The organism is Acidobacteriota bacterium (assembly GCA_016195325.1).
Lineage (GTDB): Bacteria > Acidobacteriota > Polarisedimenticolia > JACPZX01 > JACPZX01 > JACPZX01.
Map to the genome: position 1 here is coordinate 12,198 of JACPZX010000028.1, position 20,380 is coordinate 32,577.

Annotated in this window: 17 protein-coding genes; all 17 read right to left on the reverse strand. The window is 69.5% G+C overall.

Features of this window, described 5'->3' with window-relative positions; all coding sequences use genetic code 11:
* Positions 1-316: 316 nt before the first annotated feature.
* The 17 genes from HY049_06415 to HY049_06495 all read right to left on the reverse strand — a co-directional run bounded on the left by HY049_06415 (position 317) and on the right by HY049_06495 (position 20,371).
* Positions 317-940 (reverse strand): hypothetical protein, encoded by a 624-nt coding sequence (locus HY049_06415; GenBank protein MBI3448531.1) that lies wholly within the window; start codon positions 938-940, stop codon positions 317-319.
* Positions 937-1,770 carry a hypothetical protein gene (locus tag HY049_06420; GenBank protein MBI3448532.1) on the reverse strand — a complete coding sequence of 278 codons (834 nt, stop codon included), beginning with the start codon at positions 1,768-1,770 and terminating at the stop codon, positions 937-939. The genes HY049_06415 and HY049_06420 overlap by 4 nt, the downstream gene beginning before the upstream one ends.
* A complete protein-coding gene (locus HY049_06425) occupies positions 1,757-2,344 on the reverse strand; it encodes a hypothetical protein (GenBank protein ID MBI3448533.1) in 588 nt (195 codons plus the stop codon). Before HY049_06425 ends, HY049_06420 begins: the two co-directional genes overlap by 14 nt.
* Positions 2,341-4,827: a right-handed parallel beta-helix repeat-containing protein gene (locus HY049_06430; protein ID MBI3448534.1), complete on the reverse strand. Its 2,487-nt coding sequence runs from the start codon at positions 4,825-4,827 to the stop codon at positions 2,341-2,343. The genes HY049_06425 and HY049_06430 overlap by 4 nt, the downstream gene beginning before the upstream one ends.
* A gap of 139 nt (positions 4,828-4,966) precedes the next feature.
* On the reverse strand, positions 4,967-6,073 hold the full coding sequence (locus HY049_06435; protein ID MBI3448535.1) for a glycosyltransferase family 4 protein: 1,107 nt from the start codon (positions 6,071-6,073) through the stop codon (positions 4,967-4,969).
* Complete coding sequence (locus HY049_06440) at positions 6,070-7,374, reverse strand: phenylacetate--CoA ligase family protein (GenBank protein ID MBI3448536.1); 1,305 nt, start codon at positions 7,372-7,374, stop codon at positions 6,070-6,072. The genes HY049_06435 and HY049_06440 overlap by 4 nt, the downstream gene beginning before the upstream one ends.
* Positions 7,371-7,976, reverse strand: a complete 606-nt coding sequence (locus HY049_06445) for a sugar transferase (GenBank protein MBI3448537.1) — start codon at positions 7,974-7,976, stop codon at positions 7,371-7,373. The genes HY049_06440 and HY049_06445 overlap by 4 nt, the downstream gene beginning before the upstream one ends.
* 24 nt (positions 7,977-8,000) lie before the next feature.
* Positions 8,001-8,675, reverse strand: coding sequence for a PIG-L family deacetylase (locus tag HY049_06450; protein MBI3448538.1), 675 nt, complete (start codon positions 8,673-8,675; stop codon positions 8,001-8,003).
* Entirely contained in the window at positions 8,672-10,540 is a 1,869-nt protein-coding gene (locus HY049_06455) for a DegT/DnrJ/EryC1/StrS family aminotransferase (protein MBI3448539.1), read from the reverse strand. Before HY049_06455 ends, HY049_06450 begins: the two co-directional genes overlap by 4 nt.
* Positions 10,537-11,670, reverse strand: a complete 1,134-nt coding sequence (locus HY049_06460) for a glycosyltransferase (GenBank protein ID MBI3448540.1) — start codon at positions 11,668-11,670, stop codon at positions 10,537-10,539. The genes HY049_06455 and HY049_06460 overlap by 4 nt, the downstream gene beginning before the upstream one ends.
* Positions 11,667-12,704 (reverse strand): glycosyltransferase family 2 protein, encoded by a 1,038-nt coding sequence (locus tag HY049_06465; protein ID MBI3448541.1) that lies wholly within the window; start codon positions 12,702-12,704, stop codon positions 11,667-11,669. Before HY049_06465 ends, HY049_06460 begins: the two co-directional genes overlap by 4 nt.
* Positions 12,701-13,849 carry a glycosyltransferase gene (locus HY049_06470; protein MBI3448542.1) on the reverse strand — a complete coding sequence of 383 codons (1,149 nt, stop codon included), beginning with the start codon at positions 13,847-13,849 and terminating at the stop codon, positions 12,701-12,703. The genes HY049_06465 and HY049_06470 overlap by 4 nt, the downstream gene beginning before the upstream one ends.
* Complete coding sequence (locus tag HY049_06475) at positions 13,846-15,288, reverse strand: O-antigen ligase family protein (protein MBI3448543.1); 1,443 nt, start codon at positions 15,286-15,288, stop codon at positions 13,846-13,848. The genes HY049_06470 and HY049_06475 overlap by 4 nt, the downstream gene beginning before the upstream one ends.
* On the reverse strand, positions 15,285-16,667 hold the full coding sequence (gene wecB / locus HY049_06480; protein MBI3448544.1) for a UDP-N-acetylglucosamine 2-epimerase (non-hydrolyzing): 1,383 nt from the start codon (positions 16,665-16,667) through the stop codon (positions 15,285-15,287). The genes HY049_06475 and wecB overlap by 4 nt, the downstream gene beginning before the upstream one ends.
* A gap of 1,204 nt (positions 16,668-17,871) precedes the next feature.
* Positions 17,872-18,081 carry a helix-turn-helix domain-containing protein gene (locus tag HY049_06485; GenBank protein MBI3448545.1) on the reverse strand — a complete coding sequence of 70 codons (210 nt, stop codon included), beginning with the start codon at positions 18,079-18,081 and terminating at the stop codon, positions 17,872-17,874.
* 23 nt (positions 18,082-18,104) lie between these two features.
* Positions 18,105-18,878, reverse strand: a complete 774-nt coding sequence (locus tag HY049_06490; GenBank protein ID MBI3448546.1) for a CpsD/CapB family tyrosine-protein kinase — start codon at positions 18,876-18,878, stop codon at positions 18,105-18,107.
* Entirely contained in the window at positions 18,875-20,371 is a 1,497-nt protein-coding gene (locus tag HY049_06495) for a hypothetical protein (protein ID MBI3448547.1), read from the reverse strand. The genes HY049_06490 and HY049_06495 overlap by 4 nt, the downstream gene beginning before the upstream one ends.
* Between the last annotated feature and the right edge of the window lie 9 nt (positions 20,372-20,380).

The following is a 20,380-nucleotide window of genomic DNA, read 5'->3' on the forward strand; positions in this document are numbered from 1 at the left end:
GAGCCCTGCTTTCGACGCAAGGGTCTCTCGACAAGACACCCGGACTCGACGATTTACTTGACGCCCGATAACGGGCTCCGGGACGGGCCATCCGGCGCGCATCGTCGCGCTCCGGCGTCTCGAAGGGCAGGTGCCCGAAATCTACCCAACTCCCGGCGCCTGGTCAACCCAAATGTGGCGTGGGGCGGAAACAATCAGGACAAGTACGATTGTTCCGGGACATCGGCGATGCGGTTCGCAGACGTTCTTGGTCGTTCGAGTCGGGCCGGGATGTCCTGGATCGCGTGGTCGGGAGGTCGCGGCTCGCGGAGGAAAATCAGTTCGAGATGATGGTGCCGCCCGCGTACCCGGCGCCGCCAAGAGTGTACGGCGTCACGAACTGCGTCACGGGATCCGCGAAGAAGAGGGTCGTCCCACTGAGCGAGTCCGTGTTGAGGAGATTGATGGGGGAGCTGACCCCCTTCTGCTTGACGCTGAACGTGAGGCGGACGAGAGCCGACACGCCTCCCGAGACGCGGAAGGAGCTCGGAAGCTCCAGCGCGACGGTCCCGATGAGATCCCCGGCGGCGGCGACGGTGCAGGCCGGGGTCCCGGGAGCGAGTTTGTTCGCCGGGAGGATGGGCGCCGCCGAGCAGCCGACGAAATCGAGCACCGTGTCGTCGAATCCGAGCTCGAAATTCACCCCGTTGAGGAGGAGCGACGCGTCACAGTCGGTGGCGGTCAGGTTGATGTTGACCACGGATCCGTTCGTCGACGCGGGTTGGAGCGAGAGCTGATCCGGCCGGGCGCACGTGGCGGGAGAGGCGGGAGTGAAGCTCCCGTTGACGCCGTGCGAGGCCGGAGGGAACGCTTTCTCCGCCTTCTTTCCGCAGCCGGCGCCCGCCGCGGCCGCCGCCAGAAACGCGAGCGCCAGGGCAGTCCGGGTTGACGACGTCTTCATGGGAACGGCCCCACCATGCCCAAGAAGCTGAAGAAGATCGCCAGATCGGCGCCGTCGACGTTGCCGTCGAGATCCATGTCGATGTTCGTGTTGTAGTGCGCGTCCCCGACCGTTGAAGGGAACCCGAGGAGCATGCTCACGAAATCGCCTCCATCGATGCGGTTCGATCCGTCGATGTCGGCGCGTCCCGGGCGAACGCCCACGGTGATCGCGTTGACCTTGACGGCGCTCGAGCCCCCGGGATTCGTGACCGTCAGCGAATACTGCTTGGCCTGGGCGAGTGCGGCGACGTTGACGGTGGCCACGAGCGTGGTCGGAACCCCCGTCGTCGTCACCGTCCCCACCGAGATGCCGGGGCCGAAGCTCACGGCGCTCGTGGAGACGAAGTTGGAGCCCGTGATGGTGACGGTGATCCCGCCCTGACCCTGCAGCGCCGTGGTCGGCGTGACGGTGCGTATCGTGGGGGTCACGCTGGGCTGCGCGCTGATGACGTTGGAAAATCCGCTCTCATTGCCGCTGACGTCGAGCGACGTGACACCGAAGAACCAGACCTTGGTCGAGTCGAGATTTCCCACGACCTGATCCACGACGCCCGTCCCGACGTCGAACGTCTTGAAGGCGAGCGGCTTCGCCGCGCTGGGCGCGAGGGTAAACGTGTTGGGGTCGTCGTCCACGTACAGACGGTAGCCCGCGAGGTCGGGATCGGTCACGTTCGGGTTCCACGCGACCTCGATGCTTCCGACGGAAGCCTGGGCGCGCACCAGGCCACCCGAGCACACGAGCAGGGACGCCAGCGCCAGCAGCGCCCGCCGCGCCCTACTCGATGACAAGGGTTCCTGACTCATAGCTGGCCTGCAGATCGCGGGCGCCTCCGTCGAAGAGTCTCACGCCGGTCAGAAGAATGGTCGTCGTTCCCGGAGCCACCGCCTCGAACTCCAGCTCGACGAGGGTCTCGGTCTGGGCGAAGCCGCCGGGTGTGGACGATCGATAGACGACGAGCTCCCCGGGATTGCGGGAGGCCCTCACGATCAGGGCGCCTCCCCCGGTGGGTGCTGATTCCACGTACCGGACGAGAGCCGGATTCGTGGTCAGGTGGAAAGCGGCGCGACGCGCCGCCCCCGTCCCGCCGAAGAGCCGGACCATGATTCGAATCCTCTCCCCTGGCGCCGCGGGAAGCCTGTCGCTGAGCGACTGGAAGAGAGGCGTCGCCGCCGGGATCGCCGCGTGATGGCGCCGCCCAGGGTGTGCCGTCTTGCGCTCGATGCGGGGCGCCTGGCCGGTCGACGGCGCCACGATGGAATCCGCGGGCGCCGCAAGGATCGCGCCCGCCGTGGCGACGAACGCGGCCAGGGAGGCGGCGCCCACGAGGGCCCGACCCGAGAGCCGGCGCGCTTCGACCGTCACGGGATCACCCTGAGATTCACCGGCGCCGCGGGTGGCGTCGTGTCCTTCACGGTGAAGGAGTACTTCACGTCCATGTGGTTCGGCGGCGCGAAGAGGTCGTCCGCCACGACGCGCACCGTGATCACGTCTCCCGAGCTGAAGAGGTTCGCCGCCGGCGTGAACGTGACGAGGAAATCCGCCGGTGTCGCGCCGGACTGGGTGACGGAGGGCGACACGAGGGTCGGCGCGCTGGAGTCGTTGACCCCGATGTGCATCACGATCGTCCCCGAGTTGACCCCCGCGCCAAAATCGACCACATGCGTCGAGACGTTCGTCGACGGGGGCACTCCCAGCGCGCCCGGCGCGGGATTCTGCTGCGCGAGCGCGGGAGGCGTCGGCTCCTGCGCGATCCGCACGCGGAAGTCGTTGTTCGACCACGCGCCCAGCACCGCCGTGTTCTCGTCGCGGAGCCTCACGCGCATGTAGTAGTCGCCGGGCGTCAGCGCGTTGAGATCGGGGACGATGTAGGAGGAGGTCGACGAGAGGATGGCACCCGAGTCGAAGATCGGCCGGTCCCCGCTGACGCTGTCGAAGGTGTTCTTCGTGTCGATCTGCAACTGGAACCCCGCCTGCGTGTCCAGGTCCGTGAAGGACGTCGGGAAGAGCGCGTGCAGATCGTTGTCCCGATCGACGAGGGTCCAGGAGAACTTCGGCGAGACGTCCCCGAGCGTGAGCTCCGGCTGGAAATCGTAGGGAGGCATCGCCGCGGCCCCGGCCTCGAGCGCGCCGAGGTCCGGCGCGGCCCCGCCGCCGATCGGCACCGGAACGTTCGGGTCGCCGGCGTCGATGGCGGGACTTCCCGCCGCGAGATGGAAATCGTTCGCACCCGCGTTCACGAACTTGGGATTGCACGCGAGGTTCGAGGAAGGGTTCGGCCCGCCGAAGCAATTCGACACGAACGTGACGGTGTTCGCGTCCTGCGCGTAGAAGAAGTCGGTGTCCTTGACGTTGTTGAAGCTGAAGTTGTGCGTCACGACGGTGCCGACGGTGCTGCTCCCCTGCTGCGCGCTCTGCAGCGGCGTGAAGTCGAGGGCCGGCCCCGGGTTATTGAAGAAGATGTTGTTCCTGATGATCATGAACCGGGCGAACTCGTTGATCCCGATCCCCCTCCGGTTGTTGACGAAGGTGTTGTTCTCGACCAGCACCTTGCCGCACCGGAGCGGCACGATGCCCGCGGCGTACCCGTTCGTCGCCTCGCTGATGTTGTAGAAGAGGTTGTCTCTCACGACGAGCCCGTCGCACGACAGGTAGGCGAAGATCCCGCCCTCCGTCGTCACGAGATCGTGGAAGGAGTTCCCCTCGATGATGCCTCCCTGGCTCCCGCTGTTGTGCCAGTGGATGGCGACGTGGCCGTTCTGGTTCTTGAACTCGTTCCCGCGCACCTCCAGGTACTTCGACCCTCCGTTCTCGAGCATGTCGAACATCCTGGTGTCGAAGACCGAGCTGAGGACGCGGTTCCCGAACCCGCCCCCGAGAATCTGAATCCCCGTGCCCGACGAGTTGAAGGTCGACTCGAACGAGAGGTTCCTGAGGGTCACGAAGTCGGCGAAATTCAAGGAGACTCCGACGGCGGCGCCGGTGCCGCCGAGCTTCACGCCGTCGAGAACCCAGTGCTGGATTGAGACCGACGCCCCGACGAACTGGAAGGGGGCGAACGGCTGCGTTCCCACGGTGACGCCCCGGACCGTTACGGACTCGCCGGGTCGCGCCCGCACCGTGATGGGGTTCCCCGGGGTTCCGTTCTTCACCCCCGAGAAAGTCGGTGTCATCCTCACGTTCTCGTTGTAGACGCCCGCCCGGATCGAAAGCGTGTCCCCCGGGTTCAGGACCGTCACCCCCTTGGAGATCGTCTTGAACGGCGCCGCGAGCGTCCCGGCGCTGGCGTCGTCGCCGGTGGGAGACACGAAGAACTCCTTCGGCGAGGGGTTCAGAGCCGGAAAGACCATCGCCGGGATCGCCCCGGGGGTCGGCTCGTCGACGGCGCTGACGTTGTCCGACGAAATCGGCAGCAGGTTGAGCTTGAAGACGCCGGTGCTGAAGTAGTTCGGATCCGTGTTCCAGTTCGGGTCGTTGTTGATCTGGACGCGAAGGCGCCAGTAGATGAGATCCGCGCGCGTGTCGATCGATCGCGGGAAGAAACCGGGAGCGCTGATCGAGGCGTACTGGATGTCGGTGGCCGCCTCCTGCCCGCTCTTGCTTCCGCTCCCGCTGTCCCAGAACCAGATCTGCCCGAAATGGCCGTTGAAATTCGGATCGGAGTCGATCTGGATCTGCCAGTTAGTCTGGGTCCCGCTCGGAACCGTCCAGCTGAAATGCGGGTTCGGGGTGACGACGTGCGTGTTGCTCAGCACCCCCTCGACGAGCATCGTGCTCGGATTGACCTTGATGACGGCCGCGGGCGAGAGCCCGGATCCGAGAACCACCAGGAGAGCGAAACCGATCACGAGGCGCCTCAATCAGGAGTCCTCGCGGGGCCTGAGACGTAAGGGATCGACCCCGGTACGGTGCCGCGCGGTGCGGAAAGAGGTCATAAGCACAGTTTCAAAGGCTAGCGCCCGCGACAAGCTTCGTCAAGACACGGGGTTACGGCGCGTCGGCCCTGAAGCGCGCCACCTCCGGGATGCGCCGGCTCCCCGCGACGAGCTCGCGGTACGTCGAGACGAAGAGCGCCATGTTCCGGTGCCAGGAGGCGCGCGTCTCGACGAGCCGTCGGTTGGCAGGGCGGGCGGCGAGGCGCCAGCGCTCATCGCGCCAGGCTTCGACGATCGCGGCGGCGTAGGAGCGCGCGTCGAAAGGAGGGAGGAGGCGTCCCCCTTCGCGATCCTTCACCCAGTGGCGGTTCGACTCGTTGTCGGCCACGATCGGGATCGCCCCCGCCGCCATGGCCTCGAGCATCGACGAGGATGTCCCGTCGCTCGGCACCGCCGCCACGTAGAGGTGCGATCGGCGCAGAAGATCCGGCAGCCGCTCCTTCGACACGGGGCCGAGGAACTCGACGTTTTCTCCGAGAGAGCGCGCGCGCACGATCGCTTCCAGCTCGCCGCGCCGGCTCCCCTTCCCGGCGATGCGGTAACGGACGTCGGGGACCTCGGCGCGGACCCGATCGATCGCGTCGAGGAGCGTCGGAAAGTTGTAGTACGCCTCGAGCTGCCGCGTCGTGGCCAGCGTCAGGGGAGCCGGCGGAGGCGCTCCGAGGCTGAACGCCCGGTCGTCGACGCCGCGGGTCAGCGTCATGATCCGCTCGGGATCGGCACCCAGCTTCAGCATGTTCTCCGTCATGATCGGCGCCCACGAGTGAAGCAGATCCGCGGACGCGAGCGCGCGGCGCGCGAACGCCCTGGAGAGGCGCGGGGTCGCGCGCGACGCGATGAACATCCCCTGCGCCGCCAGGACCAGCGGATGGAAGCCGGTGAGCGCCGCGCTCAGGCCGTAGGAGACCACGCGGTAGCCGATGAGCAGATCGGGGGAGATCCGGCGCACCGCGCGCTTGAGCGCGGGGACGCAGAGGAAGTAGCGAAGCTTCCCCTCGGGGAATCGTCCCTCGAGGCGGTGGCTGACGACGCCGGGGATGGGATGCTCGTGCCCCGGGAAGACTATCGAATGGACCTCGAACCCCTCCTCACGGGAGAGGTACTCGATCCATTCGTGCGCCCCCACGTAGTTCGCGTCGCCGAAGAAGGCGATCCTCATGCGTCGATCTCGGAGATCGTGAAGCGATGCTTCCCCGAGCGTCCGCGCGGGATCTCACGAGGCATCTCCCACCGAATCCGGAACGCCGCGTCCCCGTGCTGAAGGATCGTCCGCTCGATCCGTCCGCGCGCCGCCTCATCGAATGACTCGCCCGCGACGACGCGGATCACGAGATCCTCCCGCGTCTTCTGGACCACCTGGAACTCCACGACGCCCGGGACGCCGTAGAAGAGGTGCGTGAAGAACTCGCCGTGGATCGCCCGTCCCGAAGGGCTCAGGATGATGTCGGCCCGGCGACCGACCACGCGAGTCATCAGCGGGAGGCCGCGCCCGCAGCGGCATCCGGTCCTCCCGAGCTCGACGAGATCCTCGTTGCGGTACCGCAGCAGCGGCATCGAGTAGTTCATCAGGGTCGACAGGAGCAGCCGCCCCTCGGCATCGGTCTCGAGCCAGACCGTCTCCGTGTTGATGTGCCACCCGTCCCCCGCGCCGCACTCGTGGGAGACGACCCCAGCCTCGCGGCATCCGTACCGGTCGAAGACGCGCGATCCGAACGCGCGCTCGATCGTCTCCCGCGCGTCGGGAGTGAGAAGCTCGGCCGACGTCTCGATCGCCCGGAGACGGGGTCCCCCGCCCCGGGCGAGCGCCCGACGGGCGAGATGACGGATCGAGGACGCGTAGCCGATCAGGATGTCCGGGCGCGCGGCGCCGATCCGGTCCAGGACGCGATCGATCGCGAGATCGTCGAGCGTGAACGCGTCCACCCAGGTGACTCCGAGCGCCGCGTCGCGCAACGCGCCGGCCCCCCTGTGGCTGCGCGAGTCGACGTCGGATCCCCACAGGTACGCGAGCGGTCCGCCGACGCGCCAGCCGCACCAGCGAAACCCCCGGTACATCACCGCCTGCCGGTGGAGACGGTAGAGATCGTCCTGATAGAAGGTGAGCGGCTGTCCCGTCGAGCCCCCCGTCGAGTTGACGGTGGCTCCCCGCGGGACGCCGTCGTCGCTTCGGAACGCTTCGCCCCGCTCTCGCAGCATTTCCTTCGTGACCACTGGGAGGCGCGCGAGAAGCTCGGCGGGCTCCTCCGTCCCCGGGTTCACTCCCGCGCCCGCGAGGATCTCGCGGTAGAAGGGGACGTGCGCGGCCGCGTGAACCAGGATCTCGCGGAGCCTGGCGCGCTGGCGCGCCTGGAGCTCGTCGCGCGAGAGCCACTCGTCGCGCTCCATCCCGGCGAGGAGGGCGAGGACCTTCCCCTGCCGCGCCCGGAGGTACGCGCCATGCAGGAGCCGCCGCGCGCTCACCCTCGCCTCCCGAGCGACAGGACGACCAGGAGTGTCCGCCCGAGGATCGAGAGATCGCGGCGCCAGGAGCGGTGGCGCACGTACTCGAGATCGATCGCGAGCTTCTCCGGGAGGATCTCCTCGATGTAGATGGTGTTGGCATCGGCCCCCTCGGGGATGCGCCCCGCCTGGTGGACCGTGTAGTGGATCTGGCCGGGCCCCGTGAGTCCGGGCTTCACGCCGAGCACCTCCCGCTGCTCCTGCGTGAAGTACGGGATGAAGTTCGGCGTCTCGGCCCGTGGCCCGATCATCGTCATCTCGCCGCGCAGCACGTTGATGAGCTGGGGCAGCTCGTCGATCTTGCTCGACCTGAGGAATCGCCCCAACGAGGTGATGCGATCGTCCCCGGCCGTCGCGAGGCGAACGCCTTCTCCCTCGCGCGGCGGCCGCATCGTCCGGAACTTGAACATCGTGAAGAGCGCACCGTGGAGGCCGACCCTCTCCTGCCTGAAGAACGCGCCGCCGGAGGACTCGAAACGGATCAGCAGCGCCACGACGAGGAGCAGAGGAGACAGGACAAGGAGCAGGATCCCCGAAGCCGCGATGTCGATCAGGCGCTGCATGCGGTGCCGCGTCGGGAGTCTCCCCTACGCGGGGGCCTCGATCTCGCGAACGAGGCGGAAGGCCTCGGCCGCGGCGCATCCGACCACCGACCCCCACATGACCGCGCGGGCGCGCAGCGACTCCGGGGATCGCGGATGGGGCGCCGGACGGACTTCGGACTCGTAGAGCCCGAACGCCCGGATCTTGTCCTCGAGCGTCGAGGAGATGTCGACGTACATGTTCGGATCGAACGGCGGCATCCCGGCCGACGTCCCCCACTCCGTGGACGAGGGGGTCTCGAACGAGATGAACCTCCTGAGGTACGGCGCGGAGTACGGGCGCGCGGCCACGGCCAGCGCCTCGAAGAGCGTCCGGTGGTCCCGGTTGATGTCCCCCGCGAAGTGCGTGTAAAGGATTTCGGGCCGGATGTCGTCGAGGAGCTTCTCGAGCGGATCGATCACCCGCGTCAGGGTCATCGTGTCGAGCCCCTGGTCCGGCAGATCGCCGAGCCGGACCTCGCGGAATCCGAGCGCCGCCGCCGCCGACGAGGCCGCCGATCGGAGCTTCCGCTCCGCCTCCGTCCCGTAGCGCAGGTTCGTCCCGCAGCACGCGATGAACGCGGTCACGTCGTCGCCCGCGAGAGCGTGGCGCCGCAGCGTTCCGCCGGGGCCCAGCACCTCGTCGTCGGGGTGCGCCGAGACGACCAGCACCTTCTTCACGACCGGCCTCCCGGCGCCGCGGCGGGCGCGCCCGCGCCGCACGTCGTGCCGGCGCGCCATCCCCGCCGGAGCGCGATCGCGGCGGCCGAGTCCTCATCCTCCCCCGGGAGCTGCACGCGCTCGAGTGCAAGGGCTCCGGCCCCCGCGCCGACGATCACGCCTCCGGGCTGGATGGCGCGGATCCGACCCGGCGCAGGCGGCCCCGGCTCCGTCACCGCGGACGCCTGCCAGACGAAGAGCCTCTCGTTCCCGATGTGCGTGAAGGCGCCGGGATAAGGGTGCGTGAGGGCTCGAACCCACCGATCCAGCGCGTCGGCGTCCAAGGACCAGTCGATGATCCCCTGCTCGGGGGTGCGCTTCGGCATGACCGTGGCGAGGGAGTGATCCTGGGCCCGGCGCGGAGCTTTTCCAGCCTTCAGGAGCGGAAGGTTCTCGCGAAGCATCTCGTGGGCGGCGTCGGCGACCCTGGCGTAGAGCGTCGCGCAGGTGTCCCTCGGCCCGATCGAGAGGGGGCGCTGGGCGATGATGTCTCCCGTGTCCACGCCGCCGTCGAGGTAGAACATCGTGTTCCCCGTCTCCTTCTCACCGTGGATGATCGCCCAGTTCACGGGAGCGCGCCCGCGGTACTTCGGAAGGAGCGAGGCGTGGAAACCGATGGCGCCCATTCCGGGGACGGCGAGGATCTCCGCCCCCACGAGGCGGGTCCATCCGATGACGAGAATGAGGTCGGGGGCGAGGGAACGGATGCGCTCCACGTTCGCGGGGTGGTTCATGTCCCGTACCTTGAGGAGCGGGACGCCGTGGCGCGCCGCGAGATCGTCGAACGGGACGGCCCCGGACGTCTCCCGGGCCCATTCCTCCTTCAGGGTGACGATGCCCGCGAAGCGCTCGCCGTCCTCGAGCATCGCCTCGAGACAGCGCCTCCCCTCCTCGACCGCCCCCACGAAGACGATGCGGCACGCGGCAGGGCTCACCGGAGTCAACGACGGTTCTCCAGGACGACCTCGCGCACCGCCTCGATGACGCGCGCGGCCTCCCCGTCGGTCATCGCCGAGAACGATCCGCGCGCGCCGCGCCTGCATCGCCTCGAGGCGGGCGAGCTGCGCGAGCCCCATCACCGCGGCGATGTCGGTGAGGTTGTACTTGAAGCCGTGCTCGACGATCTCGTAGTACCAGGAGCCCTTCTCGAGGTACCGTTTCCACCCGTCGCGGCTCATCCCGTGATACCCGATGAGGCCCACGCGGTCCTTCAGCGCCGGATCGAGGCCCGTGATCATCCCCCCCTCGCCCGTCGTGAGGTTCTTCGTCGCGTAGAACGAGAAGCACGTCAGGTCGGAGATCGTGCCGATCTTCCGCCCGCGGTAGCTCGCGGGGAGCGCGTGGGCCGCGTCCTCGATGACGGCGGCCCCGTGCTTCTTCGCCGTCTCGAGCATCGGGGTGAGCTCGCACGGCTGTCCGGCGAGATGGACCGGGACGATGGCCCTGGTCCTCGGGGAGACCGCCCGCTGGACCGCCTCCGGAGTCAGGTTGAAGGTCTCCTCGTCGATGTCGGCGAGGACGGGGGTGGCGCCCGTCTGGACGATCGAGGCGGCCGTCGCGGTGAAGGTGTTGACGCTCGTGACGACCTCGCTGCCCGGGCCGCAGCCGGTCGCGGCGAGCGAGACGTGGAGCGCCGCGGTGCACGACGAGACGGCGACCGCCCAGGGGGCCCCCATCGCCTGCGCGAACGCCAGCTCGAACTCCTTCACCTTCGGGCCGGTGGTGATCCAGCCCGATCGGAGCGTCTCGACGACCGCATCGATCTCGACGTCCGTGATGTCCGGGCGGCAGAACGGGACCCCCTGCGGCCGCTTCGCTTCGTTCATGATGCCTCCGTCTGGAGCGCCTCGAGATGGCTCTGCGCCCGGCCGGCGAGGATTCGATCGTAGAGCCGCTCGTGCCGGCGGACCATCTCCGCGAGCGGGAACATCGTCTCGATCCGGCGCCGGCCCGCGGCCCCCGCGCGCCTCGCGGTGTCGGGATCGCGGAGCAGATCGACGACGCACGAGGCCAGCATCGCCGCGTCCCCCGGGCGGAAGACCCGGCCGGTGATCCCGTCCTCGACGATCTCCGGGTTGCCGCCGACGTCCGAGACGACGACGGGCAGCCCGGAGGAGGATCCCTCGAGCGCGGCGTTCGCGAACCCCTCGCTGGCCGAAGGTAGCACCAGGAGGTCCATCCCCGCGAGAAGCGACGGCACGTCCCGCCTGTCTCCGAGGAGCTCGATGCGCCCGTCGAGCCGCAGCTCGCGCACCCGGGCCTCGATCTCGCCCCTCTGAGGCCCGTCGCCGACGAGAAGGATCTTCGCGCGCGGCAGCCCCCGGAAGATCGCGGGCGCCGCCTCGACCAGGAGGCGCTGCCCCTTGTCGGGGTGCAGGCGCCCGACGACGCCGATCACCGGCCCCTCCCCGCCTGCCGGGGCGGCGGGCCGGAAGCGATCGATGTCGACCCCTCCGTAGATCACGACGACCTTCTCCCTGTCGAACCCGTCCCGCTCGATGACCGCGCGCCGGACCGCCTCGCAGTTCGCCGTCACGATGTCCGTGGAACGGTAGTAGAAGCTCCTCGCGAGGCGGTGGCGGGCCTCGTTCGGGCCGTAGATCGCCTGCTCGCAGACGATGAGCCGGACGCCGGGGCATCTCCTCTTCAGCAGCGCTCCGTAGAGCGCTCCATGGAACTGGAAGCCCTGGACGATTCGAACCTTCGCGCCTCTCATCCATGCCGCCTGGGCGCGAAGGCTCCGCCAGGCGCGCAGCGAGGCGAGGCGCGTGAAGCCCATCTCGCGCACTTCGACGCCGAGCTTCTCCACCTCGGGCAGCAGGCCGCCTCTGCGCTCGAGGCACAGAACGTAGGGCGTGAAGCGGCGGCGGTCGAGCCTCCTCAGGATCTCGACGAGCTGCGTCTCGGTCCCGCCGCTCTTGAACGAGCCGACGATGTAGGCGACGCCGACCGTCACGGCGCCCGCCCCAGGAGGCCCCGCGAGGATCCGGGGGCTCGCCCCGTGAGCGCGCCGAGGCAGCCGGCCAGAAACCCGAGCCCGTACGCCGCATGGATGAGGAGCGTCGCCGCGGGCGTCAGGAGCCAGGCCCGCGCGGCGCCGCGGCATCGAGGCCGGGTGAGCGCGAGCGTGGCGGCGATGTGCGCGGCGAGGACGGCGGCGAGAGCCAGCTTCCCCGCCGCGCTCAGCGCGGCGGCCACGGCGAGCGCGGCGAGGACGGCCACGAAGGCGGAGGGGGCGAAGTGGCGCGGCCGCATCATGCGGGGATGGAGGCCCGCGACGAGGACCTTGAAGTAGCCGTACTGATAGTACTGACGGAAGAGCGCGCGCGGGGTCTCGCGGGGGAAGTACGTCGATCGCATCGACGGGACGAGGCGGACGCGACCCCCTCCCTCCCGCACGCGGTAGTTGAACTCGTCGTCCTGGTTGCGAACGCACCGCTCGTCGAAGGTGCCGAAGCGCGTGAAGACATCCCGGCGGAAGGTCCCCATGTAGACGCTCTCGGCGTCCTGCTCGGCGGTCGCGTAGTGGAACGCCGAGCCCCCGACGCCCATCGGCGTGCCCGTCGCGGCGGCGACCGCCCGGCCGAACGGCGTCGCCCCTGACGCCTCCATCGCCCCGCCGACGACGTCCGCCCCCGTTCGCCGGATGGCCTCGACGCCTCTTCGGACGTAGTCGGGGGCGATGAGCGTGTGGCCGTCGACCCTCACGAGGATCTCGCCCCGCAGCGCGCGGATCGCGGCGTTCAGCCCGGTCGGAACGATCCGCCCGGGATTCTCGACGAGGCGCACGCGCGGATCTCTCCGCGCGTAGGCGGCCACCACATCGCGCGTCGTGTCGGCGGACATCCCGTCGACGACGAGAATCTCCATCCGGTCCCGCGGATAGTCCTGGCCCAGGATCGCGTCGAGGCAGCGGGAGATGTCTCTGGCCTCGTTGCGCACGGGCAGCACGACGCTGACGAAAGGCTCCTCCGCGCGGTCGCCGGTCATCGCACGAGGGCCCCGTCCGCCACGGCGGCCGGCGCGAGGGAATGGTAGAGCGCGCTCGTCCGCTCGATCATCCGCGAAAGGCCGTACTCACGGCGCGCGAGCGCCAGACCCTCCTCCCCCATCGTCCTCCCACCCGCCGGCGATCCGAGGATGTCGAGGATCGCGGCGGCCATCCCGGCGGCGTCCCGCGGGGGAACGAGGCGACCCGTCACGCCGTCCCGCACGACCTCGGGAGTGCCGCCGACCGCGGTGGCCACGACCGGGAGGCCTGAGGCCATCGCCTCGAGGACCACGTTGGGCATCCCCTCGCGATCGGAAGGGAGCGCGAGGAGATCGATGGATCGGAGCACGTCGGGAATGTCACGCCTCAGCCCCGCGAGCCGGAAGGAGTCGCGGAGTCCCGCAGCCGCGATGGCCGCCTCGATCTCGCCCCGGAGGGGGCCCTCCCCGACGAGGACGAATCGCGTCTCCGGACGCTCGAGGGCGACACGGCGCGCGGCGTCCACGAGGATCGCCGGGTTCTTCTTACGGGTCAGGCTCATCACCGCCCCGACGACGGGTTCGGCGCGTCCGAACCCCCACGCCTCGCGAAGGTCCGCCTCGCCGTCGCGCTTCGGCCGGAAGACCTCGAGGTCGACGCCGTTCGGGATCACGTGCAGGTTCCCGCGCCGGGCCCCGGCGCGCGCGACGGCGTCCGCCGCGACGGCCCCCGAGTTCACGATGACGGCGTCGGCGCGCCTCAGCACCCATCCCTCGACGAAACGCCGCCCCGTCCCCATCCAGTCCCCCATGTTCCGGATCGAGGCGATGAAGCGCGGCCGATCGAGAGGAGCGCCGACGCGGGTCGCGAGCGCACCCCGCCAGTTCGCGGAGAAGAGCGACGCGTGCACGATGGCGGGGCGCCGGCGTCTCAGGAGATCCGCGAGCGAGAGGAGGACCCGGGCCTCGGTCTCCGCCGTCTTCTCGAGGACGTGGAGCGGGCACGCCTCGCGGAAGGCGCCCTCGAGCGCCCCACCCGGGGTGAAGGTGACGACCTCCGGCTCGAACCGCGAGCGGTCGAGCCCGCGGATCAGCGCGAGAAGCTGGCGCTCGGTGCCGCCCGCGCCGAGCTGGGCGATGACGTGGAGCACCCGACCGGGGCTCACCGGACGAGCTCGTAGAGCGGTCGAGGTCCGGGGGGCCCGGCGACCTCCGGGGCGGCCGCAGGCGCCTCAGGCGCGCCGGCAAGGACCAGCGGGGCCTGGAGGACCGCGCCCAGCAGGATCCAGAACTGGCCGTTCACGTCGATCTGGAAGAAGAGGTCGATCGTCATCGCGTTGAACATCAGCGTCAGCAGATACGCCATCATGCCGTAGCCGAACGCGCGCGCGAGCGGGTCGGCGCTCCCGCGCCCGATCCGGATCAGGCTCCAGAGAAACGCCGCGAGAAGGCCCAGGAAGAGGATGAGCGCCGGGATCCCGGCCTCCGTCCCGACGCGCAGGTAGATGTTGTGCGTCGCCTTCCACCTCACGACCGACGAGTAGTACTGCAGGTACCACGGGAAGACGCCGAAGCCGAGCCCCAGCGGGTAATCGCCCATCATCCGGATCGCCGCCTCCCAGACCACGAGGCGCGTCGCGATGGACGAGTCGAGCCGCGTCTCGTTGGCGTCGATCTCCCCTTCCGCGGCCTGCTCATCGAGCCGCTCGTCGATCATCGCCAGGACCGCGGACCCTTCCGCGCCGCGGCCGTCCTTGAACCTCCAGTTCTCCTGGTCCTCGGCGTGAAACGTCATCATGAAGCGGTCGCGCACCGCCTGCGGGGCCCAGAGCGGGCTGAGCGCGAGCACGACGACTCCCGCGACGAGGACCTTGCGGTTGATGAGCGTCGCGAGGAGGGCCGCGCCGAGCGCGGCCGAGACGTAAGAGCCGCGCGAGAGCGTGCCGACGAGGCCGATGGGGGCGACGATGCAGGTGGCCAGCGAGATCCGCCAGAGGAGCGAGCGCCAGGGCATGATGAGGACGATCGCGAAGGCCAGGACGAAGCCGCACGCGAGGAACGACCCCATGCTGTTCGGCTCGCCCAGATGGCCCGTCACGCGCCCCGGGCGCCACACGACGTATTCGAACGCGGTGTACCCGGACTCGACGAAAATCCCCGCCATCCCCGCCGTCAGAACGGCGATCAGATCGTCGCGGCTTTTCACGGCCATGCTCCCCAGGAAATAGATCGCGAGGCAGGTCATGAGCGCCTTGTAGTTCATCACGTTGTTGTAGGGGTCCCAGAGCCGGCCGAAGAGCCTCGGCACCTGGAAGGTCGTCAGCGTGTTGATGAAGGACGCCGTGAAGAACAGCGCGAGCATGGTGAGCGGCACCGCGAAGCGCACCTTCCCGCCCGCGGAGTCTTTCTCGCGCGGGTGCGCGATGTAGGCGATGATCGCGAAGAGGAAGATGAGATTCTGGTAGTTCAGGAGCGGAAACGGGAACGACGGGAGCCGGCGGGAGAACGGAAGCGAGAAGGCGAGAACCATGACCGCCCAGCGGCGGCTCCCGAGGCTCAGCACGAGCAGAGCCGACTCCAGCACCCAGTAGATGTACTCCGTCACGGCCCGTACCGCCGCAGCAGCGCGTCGAGGATCCTCGCGGACGCGCGGCCGTCGCCGTACGGGTTCGTCCGTCGCGACATGCGCCGATGGCGCGCGTCGCTCGAGAGCAGCCCGATGGCGGCGCGCTCGATCTCGCCTCGCTCCGTCCCCACGAGCCGCGCGACGCCCGCCTCGACCCCCTCCGGGCGCTCCGTCGTCGTCCGCGCCACCAGGACCGGCACGCCCACGCTCGGCGCCTCCTCCTGCACGCCGCCGGAGTCGGTGAGAATCAGGTGGGCGCTCCGCATCAGGTGGACGAACGGCGCGTAATCGAGGGGTGGAACGAGATGAATGCGCTCCTTCCCCTCGAGGAATCCCCGGACGGGACCGTCGACGTGGGGGTTCCTGTGCACCGGCACGACGATCGTGACGTCGGGCACCTCCCGGACGACGGTGAGGAGCGCGGCGCAGATGTTTCGAAGCGGCGCGTTGAAGTTCTCCCGCCGATGGGTCGTCACGAGCAGGAGGCGGCCCGGCACTTTCGAGAGGATCGCCCGCGTCGCGGCCGGCACGGGCTGTCGAAGGACCTGGAAGAGCGCGTCGATGACCGTGTTCCCCGTGACGACGATCGAGCGCGCGCGAACCCCTTCCCGGCGCAGGTGCGCGCGCGCCCATGACGTCGGCGCGAAGTGGATGTCGGCGAGGGACGTCGTGAGCCGGCGGCACATCTCCTCGGGAAACGGGTTGTACCGATCCAGCGTGCGCAGCCCCGCCTCGACGTGGGCCACGGGGATCTTGAGGTTGAACGCGGCCAGCGCCGCGGCGAACGTCGTCATCGTGTCGCCCTGGACCACGACGACGTCGGGGCGCAGCTTCGCGAGGACCGGCTCGAGCTCGAGCAGGATGCGGGCCCCGACCTGGCTCGGGGACTGCCCCGGCCGCATCAGATCGAGATCGTGCCCCGGCCGGATGCCGAACGTCCTCAGCACCTGATCGAGCATGTCGCGGTGCTGCGCGGTCACGATCACCTGCGAGCGGAACGCGGCCCGGCGGCGCCGCATCTCGAGCAGGAGCGGGGCGAGCTTGATCGCCTCCGGACGCGTGCCGAAGACGGTGGCGACGACGAGGCGCTTCACGCTCCTGCCCCCGGGCGCGGCCCGGCCGCCTTGGGGGTGGGGATCGCGGGGTGGAGCGTGATCAGCGAGAGCTGCGGCGGGGACATGAAGCGGATCGGGACGCGGCTCGTCCCGATGCCCCGGGTGATGTAGAGCTGGCTCGACGCGCGCTGGTAGAGCCCCGCGGAGAACCGGCGCCCGAGGACCGTGTCGGTCGCCAGGGCCCCCACGAACGGCAGCCGCACCTGGCCGCCCTGGGTGTGGCCGGCCAGGAGGAGCGGCCATCCGAGCGCGGCGGTGTACGGAAAGACGTCGGGCGAGTGCGCGAGAGCCACGGGGAAGGCGCCGTCGGGGATCTTCTCGATCATGGAGAGAAGGTAATCCGGCGCGTCGGGGGGACGCCACGCACCTCCGCCCGCCGGCCGCCCGTCCATCATCCGGATCGAGCCGTCGAGCCCGACGACCCGGAGGCCTCTGAACTCCTTCACCCCCGGTCCGGTCGTCCAGACGCCCACCGTTCCCCCTTGCAGCCGCGTGGGGGTCGCGTCGAAACAGTCGACGCCCCATCGGGTCGGCTCCGCGTCGTCCGCGAGCCAGACGCGCGCCCGGATGTGGACGGCCTCCGCGTCCCGCTCGACGCGAACACGGAACCGGTGCCAGAACCCGGGGCTCGGCGAGATCGAGCTCGCGGTCCGCCCGCGCGAGAAGACGGTTCCGTGAGGCGACATCTTCATGACGCCACCGAGCTCCGTGCGCCGGAGGCGATAGAAGCGATCCGCGCGCGACGGCATGCGGCTGCAGAACGTCACGCCGAGGCCTCCCTCCTCGCGGCTGAACCGGAATTCTCCCGAGTACTCGAACTCCCCCGCCGCGATCTCCCCGGCTCCCGTGAGATTCAGGTAGCTCTCGGCGTTCCCGCGTCCGCCGTCGAATATCGTCCCGTCGGGCTCCTGCACGAAGATCGCCTCCCTGCCCGCGGGGTGAAGCCCGATGCCGGCGATGGCGAGCACCCCGCCGTGGATCGGCAGCGCGGCCACGTCGTCCTGAAGGAAGTGAACGCCGTGCGCGTCGAGCGCTTCGAGGATCTCCCGGCGCTCCAGCGGGGGGAGCTGCTCGCCGTGCCCTTCGACGAACCACGTCCCCCCCGCCGAGGGGATCTCCCCCAGGAGCCGCGCGGCCTCCCGCGTGGCGCTCGTCCTGGACTCGCCCCGGAGCATCTTCGCGACCAGGTCCCCCGTCACGACGACGACGTCGGCGTGCGCGGCGGCGGCGAGCGAAGCGACCAGGTCTTCCCGGCGCCCGCGCCCGCTGCTCTCCATGTCGGAGAGCTGCAGGACCTTGAGGCCGTCGAGCGCGTCCGGAAGCCCCGGCACGTCGACGTCGACGCGATCCAGCGAGACGTTCTGCGGCTCGACGAAGATCGCGTAGACGAGGGTCGCCCCGATCAGAGTCCCGGCGGCCATCAACGCGAAGGCCAGGCGGCCGGTGACTAGTCCCGGCGCGCGGCGATCCGGTTCGCGTCCAGCCACTGAATCAGTTCTGTCTTCTTGTACCGCAGCGCCGAAGTCTTCCCGTCACCTATCCGGTAGGCCGGGAGGCTCCCGTCTTTCGTCAGGGCCCACAGCTTCGTGCGGCCGATCTTGAGGAGGCGCTGCGCCTCCTTGCTCGTCAGGATCTCATCCCGTTCGGAATCCGACATGACCATGTCCGCTCACTCCTCCTTCAATCCGAAGGACCCCCCCGGGCCCTCTTGTTTTTGCCGTGACCATTCCTGGCGCCTCCGCCCTCGGATTCCGTCGCGTCGTACGTGTAGTAGTAGCGATCGAGAGTTCGCTCGGGCACCGCGTTGAGGACAAACCCCACGAGGCGGTTCCTGTCGACCAGTCCCAGCGCGCGCGCGACCGCATCACGGGGCGTGATCGCGGCCCGGACGACGAGGACGATCCCGTCCGACAGCCGCGCGGCGGCCGCGGTGTCGGCGATCGGCAGCACGGGAGGTCCGTCGCAGATGATGTAGTCGTATCTCTTCCTGGCCTCGACGAGGAGAGCGCGAAGCCTTTCGATCGGCAGGGGATCGACCCGGCGATCGGCGCCCCTGGGGAGCGCGAGGAGATCGAGGCTCATCCCGTCGATCGGCGCCACCGCGTCCCCGAGCGCCATGCCGCCCACGAGCACGTCCCCCAGTCCGGCGCGCGCCGTCCCGCGAAAGAACTCGTGCAGCCGCGGCTTCCTCATGTCGACGTCGATCAGGAGAACCTTCCTTCCCGACTCGCCGGCGAGGCCGAACGCGAGGTTCGCCGCCGTGGCCGTCTTCCCGTCCCCCATCAGCGGGCTCGTGACGAGGACGACTTTCATCGTCCCGCCCAGCGTCTCGTTCACCCCTTCGAGCCGGATGCGCATCCGGCGGAACTGCTCCCCCGCGAGCCCGGCGCCGTGCCGCGCGACGAGCATCTCCTCGTCGGCCCACGCGAGCGCAGCCGGGGCGGACATGCTCATCCCTGCCTCAGGACGAGAATGGCGACCACGACCACGGCGATGGCGAACGCGGCGACCCACGATCCCAACACGACGCGGCGCCTCGTCCGCGCGCGCCGCCGGAGATCCTCGGTCGACACGAGAGGCACGACGGCGAGAACGGGGACGCCGAACGCCCGCACCAGATCCTCCTCGGTGCGGAATCTCGGTCGCGCGAGATCGAGCGCGAAGGCAAGGGCGCAGCCGGCCATCAGCCCGGTGACGGTGCCCAGCGCGATGATCTGGGGCAGGTTGGGCTTGAAGGGAGAGGCTGGAGGAACGGCGGTGTCGACGACGTTGAACTGCTCGCCCTGCCTCTCGCGCTCGAGATTCTCGGCGAGCTTCGCCTCGACGCGCTTGTTCAGGAGCGACTGGTAGTTCATCCGCATGTTGTCGCAATCGCGCGAAAGGGCGTTGAGCGCAGCCTCGTTCTTCGGCGCGTTGTCGACGCGGATCTGGTACTTCGCCATGTCGATTCGGATCTGCTCCTGCTCGCGGCCGAGCCCGGCGATCTCGCTCTCCACGGACTCGATGTCCGCCTTGAGCCGGTTCGCGAGGACCGACGCGCCGGTCGGAGCGGGCCCTCCCGACTCGGGCGCCGGGGCCGCGGCCATCGCCTGCTCGAGGCGGGCGATCTCGCGGCGCTGGAGGACGACCTCGGGGTGCGCTTCGGTGTACTGCATCAGGAGCTGCTGGAGCTTCGTGCGCGCCTGGTCCAGGAGAAGAGCCGCCTGGTTCATGTCGCCGATTCCCGCGGGCAGCTCGGCGAGCTGGCTCTCCAGAGTCAGCCGCCGGTCCTTCGCCCGCGTGATCGACTCGGCGTTGCCCTTGAGGCGCGCCTGCAGCGACTCGAACTGGCGCATGTTCGCCTCGCGCTGCTCGGGAAGCTCCCCCATGTGCTCGCGCTTGAACCCGGCGATCGTCGCCTCCTCCTCGTCGAGCTTCGTCTTCACGTCCTCGAGCTCTTTCTCGAGGAACTCGCTGGTGCTGCTCGCCTCGCGCTCCCGGGCGGCGGAGTTCTCCGTGATGAAGAGATCGGCGATCTTGTTGGCGACCTCGGCCACCTCGTTCGGATCCGTTCCCTCGTACGCGATGCGGAAGCTGTTCGTGCCGCGCACCTCGAGCTGCACGTGCGAGGCGACGCTCGCCACGAGGTTTTCCATCGGGACGGTCGCGACGAGATCGGGGAAGAGGTGGAGGTCGCTGATGACGCGCTCGATGCGCGTGCGGCTCGTGATCTGCTGCTGGAGCGAGCGAATCCTGTCCTCGATGCTGGTCGTCACGGTGGGCCGGACGTACGCGGCGGGGATCTTCTGCGGCTCGACGAGGATGAGCGTGCTCGCCCGGTAGAGCTTCGGGAGTCTCCGCGTGACGGCCATCGAACCGACGAGCGCCAGGCCGGCGCACACGATCGGCAGCCACCACCGCCGCCGCATGCTGTCGACGAACGCGCCGAGCGTGATCTGATCCTGCACGTCCGGCCC